Annotated in this window: 9 protein-coding genes and 1 pseudogene; 1 reads left to right on the forward strand and 9 read right to left on the reverse strand. The window is 38.5% G+C overall.

From position 1 onward, the window contains the following. The 3 genes and pseudogenes from D569_RS0113800 to D569_RS0113810 form a co-directional block, all read right to left on the reverse strand. A pseudogene (locus tag D569_RS0113800) lies at positions 1–606 on the reverse strand (UDP-N-acetylmuramoyl-tripeptide--D-alanyl-D-alanine ligase); the annotation flags it as partial. Beyond that, positions 606–1,382 (reverse strand): alpha/beta fold hydrolase, encoded by a 777-nt coding sequence (locus D569_RS0113805; RefSeq protein WP_018933023.1) that lies wholly within the window; start codon positions 1,380–1,382, stop codon positions 606–608. The gene D569_RS0113805 and the pseudogene D569_RS0113800, both read right to left, overlap by 1 nt. Positions 1,383–1,555: 173 nt before the next feature. Continuing rightward, complete coding sequence (locus tag D569_RS0113810; RefSeq protein WP_018933024.1) at positions 1,556–2,095, reverse strand: biotin transporter BioY; 540 nt, start codon at positions 2,093–2,095, stop codon at positions 1,556–1,558. A gap of 164 nt (positions 2,096–2,259) precedes the next feature. On the opposite strand from D569_RS0113810, the gene D569_RS0113815 reads away from it, so the two are divergent. Further along, the gene (locus D569_RS0113815; RefSeq protein ID WP_018933025.1) at positions 2,260–3,525 is read left to right on the forward strand and encodes a glycoside hydrolase family 18 protein; all 1,266 of its coding nucleotides are present in this window, start codon (positions 2,260–2,262) and stop codon (positions 3,523–3,525) included. 172 nt (positions 3,526–3,697) lie between these two features. Here the strand turns inward: D569_RS0113815 and D569_RS24025 are convergent, their stop codons facing one another. From D569_RS24025 to D569_RS0113845, 6 genes are read right to left on the reverse strand one after another with little or no spacing between them, the layout of a single operon-like run. After that, on the reverse strand, positions 3,698–3,853 hold the full coding sequence (locus D569_RS24025) for a YozQ family protein (protein ID WP_018933026.1): 156 nt from the start codon (positions 3,851–3,853) through the stop codon (positions 3,698–3,700). Between the two features lie 37 nt (positions 3,854–3,890). Then, a complete protein-coding gene (locus tag D569_RS0113825; protein ID WP_018933027.1) occupies positions 3,891–5,345 on the reverse strand; it encodes a tetratricopeptide repeat protein in 1,455 nt (484 codons plus the stop codon). Positions 5,346–5,361: 16 nt separating this feature from the next. Next, the gene (gene narI / locus D569_RS0113830; protein ID WP_018933028.1) at positions 5,362–6,051 is read right to left on the reverse strand and encodes a respiratory nitrate reductase subunit gamma; all 690 of its coding nucleotides are present in this window, start codon (positions 6,049–6,051) and stop codon (positions 5,362–5,364) included. Between the two features lie 19 nt (positions 6,052–6,070). After that, the gene (gene narJ, locus D569_RS22915) at positions 6,071–6,700 is read right to left on the reverse strand and encodes a nitrate reductase molybdenum cofactor assembly chaperone (protein WP_018933029.1); all 630 of its coding nucleotides are present in this window, start codon (positions 6,698–6,700) and stop codon (positions 6,071–6,073) included. 13 nt (positions 6,701–6,713) lie between these two features. Next, positions 6,714–8,189: a nitrate reductase subunit beta gene (gene narH / locus D569_RS0113840; protein ID WP_018933030.1), complete on the reverse strand. Its 1,476-nt coding sequence runs from the start codon at positions 8,187–8,189 to the stop codon at positions 6,714–6,716. Beyond that, positions 8,179–11,862: a nitrate reductase subunit alpha gene (locus D569_RS0113845; protein WP_018933031.1), complete on the reverse strand. Its 3,684-nt coding sequence runs from the start codon at positions 11,860–11,862 to the stop codon at positions 8,179–8,181. Before D569_RS0113845 ends, narH begins: the two co-directional genes overlap by 11 nt. Positions 11,863–12,556 lie beyond the last annotated feature (694 nt).

Raw genomic sequence — 12,556 nt, forward strand, 5'->3', positions numbered from 1 at the left:
AAAATGTGATGACAAAATCGTATCTAAAATAAACTTTGTACTTGTTTTACCAAAACTACCGGTAATTCCGATTGTTTTCGTATTTTTGGCACTGTTGATCATTCGTTTTGCATCTTGATAATAGTATTCTTTGATTCTATTTTCAATCGGCTTGTTAATAAGATTAGCCAATAACACTACTCCATATGTGAAGATCGAACCTAACACCATCACTAACCCAGCATAGCTTAACGGGTAATCATTCCAAATAAAATGCAAGCTCGTTGCGAATAAGAAAAGATAAATAATCGCAATAGTCGTAATCAGACGTTTGACACGTGCGGTAACAGCTAATTTTTTCTTTTCTTGTTTCGTTCTAGGCACGAATAGACCTAGCAATGCGATCACGAATATGAGCCAATTCCACTCCAAAAATAATAGTAGGGCGAAAATAAGTGCTAACCACTCATGAATAGGTACAACTTTTGACCAATGCTCTGTCATCCATCGCCATAATCGATTGTTAAAATAACTGTTTAATTGCAGCATATGGATCGATTGTTTCACTCGAAAGAAAGCATATACCATCCATAATACACTGACAATTGAAAATATAATCTCCATCATCAAACTGCTCCTTTATCCTCTTCTAAAAAAGTATCTACAATCACCGCGACACGACGTTTTTGTTCTAAAAACACATAATGGCCTGCATTCTCAATTAAAGCTAATCCTGCATTTGGAATTAACTTTTCCATCATTTTCGCATCTTGTACAGGCGTTGCCGCATCATTTGCACCCCAAATTAATAATGTTGGTGCTTTAATATTAGGCATATGGTGCTGTAGATCCTCGTTAACTACTTTACTTAATGTTTGCTGCATCACTCTAGATGCATTTTGATAATCCGAAGATCCAGCTTTACCACGGTATTTTGCAATAATTTCATCTTTATAACGATTTAAAATTGGCAAGCTTAACACTTTTTTCAGTGTTTTATACGTGTATACTTTTACATAATAATCTGCTTTACGCTTCGGTTTCACACCAGCACTGCCTATTAATATTATCTTATGTACATTATTCTGGTGTCGGTCTGCATATTTTATTGATACTCTTCCACCAAAAGAATGACCGATTAATATCGGATTGTTTATATCTAACTTTGCTAAAAACTGCTCAAAGAAATCTGTGTATCTGCCTACATCCCATGCTTCAGGTGGTTCATCACTTTGACCAAAGCCAGGAAAGTCCAAGGACGTAACCTGAAAATGAGCACTTAAACTATTTTGTAAATCCTCAAACAAATCGAGGCTCGTTCCCCAACCATGAAGCATAACGACAGGACGACCCTCACCAGTTTGTTTATAATGTATTTTTAATTGGTCAATATCTGTAAACACGAATGAACGCTCCCTTATTAATCTCAACTTATAATTTTCGAACATTACTTCTACTATATGACGCAAAACTGCTATTTAGAAAGAAAAATTTCACATCCATTATCATACCATAAAACAAGACAGAGGGACAGATTTAATGTACCGATATCAGCCCATTAACCTGTCCCTCTTATCTACAATAAATTTGCTTTGATTAATCTATTTCTTATCATAATTCCAAGCCAGCTTGCAAGAATGGCTTTGATGATTCCTACGATTAGGAATGGATATACGCCTGAAGCCATTGCTGCACTCCAACTTAATTCTGCCACGAATTTAAGCTGCGTCATGCCAAATGCCAAGGTAACAAACATTCCCACAATATTTGCGATCAATGCCATTCTGAAATTGAAGGATGTTTTTTCTAAAATGAATCCAGTTATGTACGCAGTCGCAATAAAGCCAAAAATGTAACCTCCGGTTGGCCCGACTAAAACTTGCGGTCCTCCTGATAAACCGGAGAATACTGGAAGTCCGATCAGACCGATTAACAAGTAGCCAAACATCGAAAGCGCGCCAAGCTTGCTGCCGATAATCGTTGCTGTCAATCCTACTGCTAAGGTTTGTCCACTGAATGGAACAACCCATAATTGTACTTGTAATTGTGCTAAAATAGCTGTAATTGCCGTGAAGATACTTGCTAATATAAGTGCTCGTAATTTACTAGAATGCATGATTCTCTCCCTTTCGTTAACCGTTACAAAATAAAAGTTAACACAAAAACTTAAAAGAGACAACTATATTTTTCAAGAAGATGAGACTAGCAACGATTCATTGCAGTTTTTAGTTCTAATTCATAAATGGAAGACCATACACTAGGAACAAGGGGTGAAAACGAATGACCGTTCATGTTGTCCAAAGCGGAGAATCTTTATGGCAAATTGCAAATCAATACCAACTTTCGGTTTCTACTATTGTTGAAGTGAATGGTTTGTCTAATCCAGATAGTATCATACCTGGTCTAGCTCTTTATATTCCAGAAGGACTTAATGGTCAGTTGCGACCTTATATCGTCAGAAGAGGAGACACGCTTTGGCAGTTGGCAAATCGTTTTAACACCACAGTAGAAGCAATAATACATGCAAACCCCATAGTAGGACCAGAGCAATTATATATTGGTCAAAGACTCTTGATTCCAACATTATTAAAGCCTCAAATAGAAACATTAGGATTTATTGTTCCTTACTCACCACAAACCTTTTTACCAATTCTTCAAAATTTATCTGATAAGCTTACATATTTAGCAGTTGTATCTTATTCATTTACTTCAGAAGGCAATGCCTATGTATTATTAGATGATACAGAGATCGTAAGAGAAAGTAACCGGCTCGGTGTTACCTCACTATTAATGATTCGTAACTTTACATCGGAAGATTTTGACGCAGAGTTAGCTGGGAACGTGTTGGCTAATCCCGTTTATCGGAGAAATTTAATCGATAGTTTATTACAGTTTATTCATGACAAAGAATATGGCGGAGTTTCCCTGGATATAGAATTTATTCCTCCTGCACAAAGAGATAATTTTAATACATTTTTGAATGAATTAAAAACCGCTCTTGGTACGCTTATTCTACATGTTAATGTACATGCAAAAACAGAAGACTTGCCAACAAATCCGATTGTGGGAGCCTATGACTATCAGGCAATTGGTGCGATTGCAGACGTAATAGCTGTTATGACCATTGATTATGGATATCCAGGTGGTCCACCCGATCCAGTAGCTCCGTTGTGGTGGATGTATGAGGTTGTCCGATATGCAACAAGCTTAATTGATTCTCGTAAAGTACAAATCGCTTTTCCTTTGTATGGATATGATTGGCGAGTAACCGATAATACGACCGCTGCTTTATCAGTTATAGGTGCCCAAAACCAGGCAATCTCTGCTCAAACAGTAATTGCCTTTGATCAGGTTGCTGCCTCACCGTGGTATCGATATTGGGAAGAAATGGAGGAGCATATCGTTTGGTTTGAGGACATTAGGAGTTATCAGGAAAAATATCATGTAGTCGATCAGTATCAATTGTTAGGTGTAACATACTGGCAATTGAATTTGCCGGCACCACAGAATTGGAATTATTTAAGTAATCATTTTATTATTAGATAAACGCTATCCTCCTTCCCCGGACAGCTGGTTCTGTTCCTTGGATAACTGCGTTTATTCAAGGAAGAATGAATGATTTTTTCCAAGGCAAAAACACGAGCATCCATATTGATGTTCGTGTTTGGTCATAAATCAAATTGTTAGTCTTCATATTTCCCCGGAAACAACTTACTTTTTATTCAGTCTGTTCTTCGTCGTTGTCCCCGCCCATATAGCTATCTGACACTTGTTCGTGTGTTTCGGCTAAACCTTTGCTCATTTGATCATTTCGTTTATAATCTTCTACCTCATAATTTCGTTCTGCAATTTTGGAATTGTTTTTTGGATCCATACTATCACCTCACCTATAGCATGAACCCACTAGCCAATTATATACTCTTTTTATTGAATTGAATTAATTTATGTTCGTACTGATATTGTTTTTTCGGTTGATTGGTTTCTTTATAAAATTCTATTAACGCTAAATAGGCTTCTTGTTTAATCGCTTGATCATTTACTTTTTCAATTGTCTCAGCACCAAGTTCGTAATATTTTTCAGCTTGCTTTATCTCCCCTGCTTGATAATAGCTATAACCTAGTCTAATGGCCGTTAATCCTTTCTCATTGCGGCAATTGGATCCTAGCTTTTCATAAATCGAAAGTGCTTCATGATAACGTACAATCGCATTATCTACATCAGCTTGCATTAAAAAGTTATAAGCGATGGCTTGTAATGTATTGGCATACGCTAATGTTCGCATTTTATCTTGTGCTTCTAGACCTTGTAAAAAGTCTGTATACATATCCATTGCTTGCTCATATATTTCTTGTTTAGAATAAATCTTTCCTAAAGCATATAAAAACTGCATGCGAATCTTTGGATATTTATCTGATAATGGTAAACCTGCTTCTAAAAATCGCTTTGCTTTTTGATCTTCGCCCATTTTTAACGCAATCGTACCTAATTTAGAATACAAAAACACGACAAGAAAATGGTCTTTTTCATACTTTTGATTGATAATCTCCAAGGCCCGCTCATAATATTTCACTGCACGTGGAAATGCTGTAAGATTTTCTTCAATCTCTGCAAGCAACATAAATCCTCTTACAGATAACGGATGCTCTGTATTCACCAGTTTTACAGCTTGATCAATGATCCGGCGAGCCTTTTTTAAATCAATATGAAAATGCAGCTCTCCTGTTTTCATCAATAGTGTCGCTTTACCCTCATCTGAAAGCAAGGTGTCCTCTCTAGCGATGATGTTATCAAACAATTGAATCGCTAGTGCCGGTTGTTCCAAAGCGACATAGATATCAGCTAACTGATCGGTAACCTTCATTACCATTGGATCAACTGGTTCTAACTCTTCCAGCAATAGTTTTCGAGCTTGCTCCATTTGGGTATGGGCCTGATGTAATTCTTCTTCTTGATAAAACAACCAGCCGATCCGTTGATAAACACGGGCAATCTCAGTATTATCCGCTTGTTTCTTTTCAAGATATTGCAGTACCTTTGCTAATGTCATTCTTGCCTGACTGAATTGCTTGAACTGTTCATCCAATTTAGCAAAAGCAAGATGTGCCTGCAGCCAAATTTCTTCCGCTTCCTTGTCACGATAACGGTGCTTCATAGCTTGTTGAAAATGATGAGAAGCTAAGGAATAGTTCTTCTCTGCTTGATAAAATAAAGCTGCTGTGTGATGAAGAAATAGAAGTTCAGCATTAGACAATTCCTCTATTTTTTTCAACTGTTGTTCGATTTCCACCACTTCTCGTTGTACCAGATGATGTTGACCTTGTTGGATTTTTTCGATTATGGTATTTGCTTTTTGCTTCCATTCCATTTTTTATCACACCTTTTTAAGCTTTTCGAACTTGTTTCTTGTAAATCACATAACTTCTTGACAAGTAACGTATAGGGAAACTGAACACATGCACCATTCTAGTAAACGGCCAAATCGATGCAAAAGCATAATTGGCAAGTAAGTGAATTTTAAACCAAACAGGTACTTCCGCCATTAGATGCGGATCAATCCGAAATATGAATAATCCTCTAAACCAAGGTGCAATCGTTGTTCGATAGTCAAACCCATGTGAATCGACATTCAAAAACGTTGCTGATAAACCTGATACGACAACAATCAATAAAAAGAATAAGACGGCCCAATCGCCTTTGGATGTTGTTTTTTTAATCCGTTGTACACTTAAACGACGATAACAGAGTAAAACAAGACCGATCACTGCTGCAATACCTGCTGGAATACCAAATGCAAGTGCGATAATATGGTACTGATGCTCGGTAACACCGAATGATTCATAAACAGTTATAGGGACTAATATTCCAAGAAAATGACCACCTAAGACAAACAACATTCCCCAATGAAACAAAGTCGAGCCGATTCGCAAATGTTTTTTCTCTAAAAATTCACTTGATTTGGAAGACCAGCCAAACTGATCCTTTTGATAGCGATAAATATGACCACCAATGAATATGGTTAACACGATATAAGGAAGGATTCCCCATAGAATCCAATCGATGGAGGCACTCATTGTTCCGCTCCTTTCTCCTTTAACTTAGCTGATTATTAATTAATTGTTCACGCATAGATTGCATGATCCGAACATCTTCTAAAGACAATGGCTTTTCTTCTACAGTTAGCGCTTCTTCCTCTACTTCCAAACCTTCAGCCTTTATCAATGTGATCAATGCGTTTAATAAAAGATGATAAGCACTTTCGAATTTGACTAACTTATTTTTCGTTTCCACAATCGCTGCGACATGTTTTGCTAATAACTCGAGCCTTACTTCTTTTCTTACTTCCCCACAAAATTCGAGCATTAAAGGCAAGAAATCAGGAAGTTCCTTATCCGTTACTTCAAAACCAGCCGCTTCATAAAATTTCTTCAGCTTTAATAGTTCTAAACCTCTTTCTTTTTGTTCCCCAAGCTTTAAATAAGTCATATATAAGTTAGAAGTTTTGCCGAAATCAAATACTTCGATATAATGTTCCACCCATTGATCCTGATCCCATTCTGAGATAGTATCGAGAAAATTTGTGAGCGACTTGTTAATGGATAGCTCCTTGATTTCAGCAACAAATCTTTGGGCTTCTTCAACCGCCAACCTATGCTCTTCCGTTGGGTAGCGAAGTAAAAAGCTGATTAACTGATAGGTGGAAGATATCACTTCCTGTTTCATACTATTTCCCTCCTTAGGTCAAGACGCCACAGCTTCCTGGTCCACCAGCAAAGTCAAGACCACATGCACCTTGATCCTCATATAAATCACGAACATCTTCACGGTGGCTTTTTGGAATCACAAAACGATCATCATACTTCGCAATCGATAATAAACGGAACATCTTTCTTGTTTCTTCTTTCGTTAGACCTAATTCCTTCATGATCTCTTCATCAAAAGATTTTCCGGTTGTTTCTGCTCGCATAAAACTTCTCATCACCGCCATTTTTTTCAGTACAGTCCGTATATGATCCGTATTTCCGGCTGTTAAAAGGTTGGCAAGATACTCAATAGGAATACGCATATCATCAATGGCAGGGAAAATATCGTCAACGTCTGCTACACTGCCCTTTCCTTCAATTACGTTCATCACAGGGCTTAGTGGTGGGATGTACCATACCATTGGCATTGTGCGGTATTCGGGATGTAAAGGTAATGCGATTTTCCAATCCATAATCATTCGATAAATAGGTGACTCTTGTGCTGCTTCGATCCAGTCATCATGGATACCATCTTTTTTCGCTTGTTTGATCACCTCTGGATCATTTGGATCTAAAAATATTGTTAATTGTTCTTCATATAATTTATCTTCATCTTCAACAGATGCTGCTTCTAATACGCGATCTGCATCATATAGCATGACACCGATATAGCGGATACGGCCAACACATGTTTCAGAACAAATCGTCGGCTGGCCATTTTCAATACGTGGATAACACATTGTACATTTTTCCGCTTTATTTGTTTTCCAGTTAAAATATACTTTTTTGTAAGGACAAGATGTTACACAATGACGCCATGCTCGGCATGCATTTTGATCCACTAATACAATACCGTCTTCATCTCGTTTATACATGGCACCTGAAGGACAAGAAGATACACATGGTGCATTAATACAATGTTCGCAAATTCGTGGAAGATACATCATAAATACGTCTTCGAACTCCGTTTTGATTGATTCTTCCATTTGCTCAACGTTAGGGTCACGCAAACCTGTTATATGACCACCAGCCAAGTCATCTTCCCAGTTCGGTCCCCATTCCAGATCCATAAACTCACCAGTGATAGCTGATTTTGCACGAGCTACCGGTTGATGTTTACGTTCTTCGGAATTCGTTAACTTTTCATAATCATAGTTCCATGGCTCATAGTAATCATCAATAGTTGGTTGATATGGATTATAAAAAAGGTTCATCAACCGTTTTGTTTTGGAACCTGATTTTAATTTCAATTCTCCCTTGCTATCTAGCTCCCAACCACCTTTATAATGGTCCTGATCTTCCCAGCGTTTCGGATAGCCGATACCAGGTTTTGTTTCGACATTGTTAAAGTACATATATTCTGCACCCGGACGATTTGTCCAGGTGTTTTTACACGTTACACTGCATGTATGACAACCAATACATTTGTCTAAATTCATGACCATCCCGATTTGTGCTTTAATCTTCAAGCCAATCAACCTCCTCTAGTTTGCGAATGACGACATGTAAGTCACGTTGATTTCCTGTCGGTCCATAATAGTTAAAGCCGTAGCTAAGCTGTCCGTATCCGCCAATCATATGGGTAGGTTTCATATGAATTTTGGTTGGACTATTATGAGTACCTCCGCGATTTTTCGTTAAGTTGGTTCCAGGTACGTGAATATGACGGTCCTGTGCATGATGCATAAATGCCATCGTCCTCGGAATCCGGTGTGACACAACTGCTCTGGCAACGACCACACCATTACGGTTAAAGCATTCGATCCAGTCATTATCTTCAATACCAGCCTCACTTGCATCATCTTTGTTAAGCCAAATAGTTGGACCGCCTCTGAATAAGGTCAGCATTGGCTGTGCATCATAATACATACTGTGAATCGACCATTTGTTGTGTGGAGTCAAGTAATTTAAGGTTATTTCTTTCCCTTCCACTGGCGGGCGATCCTTCTTAAACGGTGTATGGTGAAGCATTGGTTTATACGTCGCCATTTCTTCTCCAAATTCTTTCATCATTTCGTGATCTACAAAGTATGACTGTCTTCCGGTTATCGTACGGAACGGAATTAATTTTTCGATATTGGTAGTAAAAGGGGAGTACCTTCTGCCACCTTTTTCTGAGCCACTAAATGCCGGGGACGTAATGACTGTTTTGGGCTGAGCATTAATTTGCTCAAAGGTAAACAGTTCTTCCTCACGTTCTTCCGCTAAATCTTTCAGCTCTAAGTTTGTTTGTTTCTCTAATGCTTCCCACGCTTTCACGGCTACTTTACCGTTTGTCGTTGATGAAAGCCGTAATATTGCTTCACATGCACCGCGAGCATCGGTGATATTGGGTAAGCCTTTTGATATACCTTCCTCTTCTACTTGACCAATCGCATGCTTCGTTTGTTCATATTCCTTTTCCATGGACCAGTTGATTCCTTTACCACCGTAAGGATTTTTTGCAATATTATCTCCCAGTGAAGTGAACTTTTTATATAGTTGTTTATAATCACGTTCTACGACATGAACATTTGGCATAGTTTTACCTGGAATTGGTTCACATTCACCTTTTGACCAGTCTTTGATTTCACCTAATGGTTGTGCAATTTCTTGTGGTGTATCATGTTGTAATGGGCTTGTGACAATTTCCTTAAATGCTTCAAAATCTACTTCTTCTGCTAAATCAGAGATCCCTTTTGCTAATGCTTTGAAAATATCCCAATCCGATTTTGCTTCCCATGGTGACGAAATTGCTGGATTGAACGGGTGTACAAACGGGTGCATATCGGTACTGGATAAATCGTGTTTCTCATACCATGTTGCTGCTGGCAAAATCACATCGGAATAAAGACCGGTTCCTGCCATACGGAAATCTAAGTCAACCAGTAAATCTAACTTTCCTTCTGGTGCTTGATCACGCCACTTTATTTCTGATGGGCGTAGGCAGTCTTGATCATCATTTAATAATCCATGATCTGCACCTAGTAAATGCTTTAAGAAATATTCATGACCTTTTCCCGAGCTAGAAATTAAATTGGCTCTCCAGACAAAAAGGGTTCTTGGATAGTTGACCGGATTGTCCGGGTCTTCTATGGAAAATTCTAGTTTTTTCTCTTTTAATTGATCGGCCACATATTTACCGATTTCTTCTTGTGTTTGGTTACCAGCTTTCACCGAATCTTCGTATACTTTCGTACTGTTTTGCTTAAATGTTGGATAAGATGGTAACCAACCTAGCCTTGCTGCTAACACATTATAATCTGCTGGATGTTCGTATCTTGCCTCGTCAACCGTTTTGGCTGTTAACTCATTGATCGATGTTTCTTCATAGCGCCATTGATCCGTTGCAAAATAGAAAAAGGATGTTCCATTTTGTAGTTTCGGTGGTGCCTGCCAATCTTTTGCGGTGGCTATCGTGTTCCATCCTTCGGCAGGACGTAACTTCTCCTGACCGACGTAATGTGCCCAGCCCCCGCCGTTTACACCTTGAGCACCAACCATGATCACCAGATTGACTACCGCTCTGTAAATCGCATCGGAATGGAACCAGTGGTTAATGCCTGCTCCGACAATGATCATCGAGCGGCCATTGGTATCAATCGCATTTTGCGCAAACTCACGAGCAATTTTGGTTACTAGATTTCGATCGACACCAGTAATTTTCTCTTGCCATGCCGGTGTGAAAGCTTCGATCTCATCATAGGATGAAGCAACTTCACCGCCAATGCCACGGTCAATACCATAATTAGCGAGCATTAAATCATAAACCGTTGTAACATACTCGATTTTCCCATTGATTGCTACTTGTTTCACCGGAATGTTACGCTTCATCGTTGATCTTGTATTAGCATCGAAATAAGCAATTTCTACTGTTTTGATCGTATCCTCGATTCCTAAAAAGCCAAGAACTGGTTCGATTTTTTCCCCATTCCGTTCATCAATTAGTTTGAGGTTCCATTTGCCCTCTTTATCCCAGCGACTACCCATCGTTCCTTGCGGCAAAGCGAAATCTTCTGTTAAAGCATTGTACATTAACGGCTTCCATTCACTATTGGTCGTTTCTAGTGCTAAATCCTTCGCATGTAGAAAACGGTCGGCAATATAAGTATCTCCTTTTTGCTTTAATTTTACGGTAAAAGGAAAATCAGTATATTGTTTAGCATAGTCTTCAAAATATGGCGTGCGATTTTTTTGATAAAACTCATTTAAAATCACGTGTCCCATCGCCATCGCAACAGCACCATCTGTACCTTGTTTCACCGACATCCAATCATCTGCGAATTTGGTCGATTCAGCATAATCCGGACTAACGGACACTACTTTTGTTCCTTTATATCGTGCTTCCGCCAAAAAGTGTGCATCTGGTGTACGGGTTAGTGGTACATTTGAGCCCCAAGTCATAATATAACCGGCATTGTACCAATCTGAGCTTTCCGGTACATCTGTTTGATCTCCCCAAATTTGCGGGGATGCTGGTGGCAAGTCTGCATACCAATCGTAAAAACTAAGCATTGGTCCACCGAGCAGTGACATAAAGCGACTTCCTGCCGCATGACTAACCATGGACATCGCCGGAATTGGTGAAAAACCAATATTACGATCTGATCCATATGTTACCGTTGTGTATAATACAGATGCCGCTACTAATTGAGTGACTTCTTGCCAATCGGAACGGACTAAACCACCTTTGCCTCGTGCACTTTTATACATTCGTGCTTTTTCCGGGTCCTCCACAATACTCTTCCATGCATCTAACGGATTTTCATGTATCTTTAAAGCTTCACGCCATAACATTAATAATTTTTTTCTGACATAAGGATATTTAACACGCAGCGGACTGTAAATATACCAAGAAAAGCTTGCTCCCCTTGGGCAGCCACGTGGTTCAAAGTCTGGCATGTCTGGTCCTGTAGAAGGATAATCAATTGATTGCCCTTCCCATGTTACAATGCCATCTTTTACAAATATATTCCAGCTACAAGAGCCCGTACAATTGACACCATGTGTAGAGCGAATCACTTTGTCATGCTGCCATCTTCTGCGATAGACATTTTCCCAATCCCGATCACCTTCCTGTAATTGGCTATGATCGTTTGCATATTTTTCTTTTGGTTTTAGATAATTCATACGTTGCCATAATGGAGATTTTTTGTTTGGCATCTTGATCCCTCCGTGTTCCCAATTTCTATTGCTTATGTTCATTAAATCACGAACACACCAATACAAGGTGTGAACAACATCACACCAGACCGTGACGATTTTGTGACAAACACCGAGATATCAAGGTTTGATGAATATTTATATATTTTGATTGAAAATGTTTCAAAAGTTTATGCAGTTGAAGTAAATATGTAAAGGTGGGATTCTTACTTTGCTATCTTAATGATTCGTTTTACGAGCAAAACTTCTAAATGAAACTGTAAGATTTCCCGGTAATAATTCATTTACCGGGAAATCTAACAATTTAAATGTGAGGTTTTCCGTGTAAAAAGTTAGTTTATGATAGTTCGATGTAAGCTTTACTTTACCTCTTTTAAAGAGATAACTTTTTTATGATGCAGCTGTTTATTGCGAAATCACTCTTGTTTATTGCGAAACACCGCTTCTTTATTGCGAAATCGCTCTCGTTTATTGAGAAACTCTGCTTCTTTGCAATATAGAACAAATTCGACTAGATATTTCGCTTACTTAGGCAACTCTGTTTAACTTTCTTACGGAAACAACTCCATTAGAAAATCCTACAGCAACAAACTGTAGGATTAACATTACGAGTTATTCAGCACTTTTCCAAATCAGAAAAAAGCATTTTATAATTTTACTGGAGTTGTCCAATTTCAGTAATACAATTCCAGTC

The sequence above is a fragment of the Gracilibacillus lacisalsi DSM 19029 genome, assembly GCF_000377765.1.
Lineage (GTDB): Bacteria > Bacillota > Bacilli > Bacillales > Amphibacillaceae > Gracilibacillus > Gracilibacillus lacisalsi.

Coding starts and splice junctions, on each gene's coding strand:
- narJ (WP_018933029.1), bottom strand. CDS start 6,700: ATGAAACAGGAAGTGATATCTTCCACCTATCAGTTAATCAGCTTTTTA.
- D569_RS0113845 (WP_018933031.1), bottom strand. CDS start 11,862: ATGCCAAACAAAAAATCTCCATTATGGCAACGTATGAATTATCTAAAA.
- D569_RS0113825 (WP_018933027.1), bottom strand. CDS start 5,345: ATGGAATGGAAGCAAAAAGCAAATACCATAATCGAAAAAATCCAACAA.
- D569_RS24025 (WP_018933026.1), bottom strand. CDS start 3,853: ATGGATCCAAAAAACAATTCCAAAATTGCAGAACGAAATTATGAGGTA.
- D569_RS0113810 (WP_018933024.1), bottom strand. CDS start 2,095: ATGCATTCTAGTAAATTACGAGCACTTATATTAGCAAGTATCTTCACG.
- narI (WP_018933028.1), bottom strand. CDS start 6,051: ATGAGTGCCTCCATCGATTGGATTCTATGGGGAATCCTTCCTTATATC.
- D569_RS0113815 (WP_018933025.1), top strand. CDS start 2,260: ATGACCGTTCATGTTGTCCAAAGCGGAGAATCTTTATGGCAAATTGCA.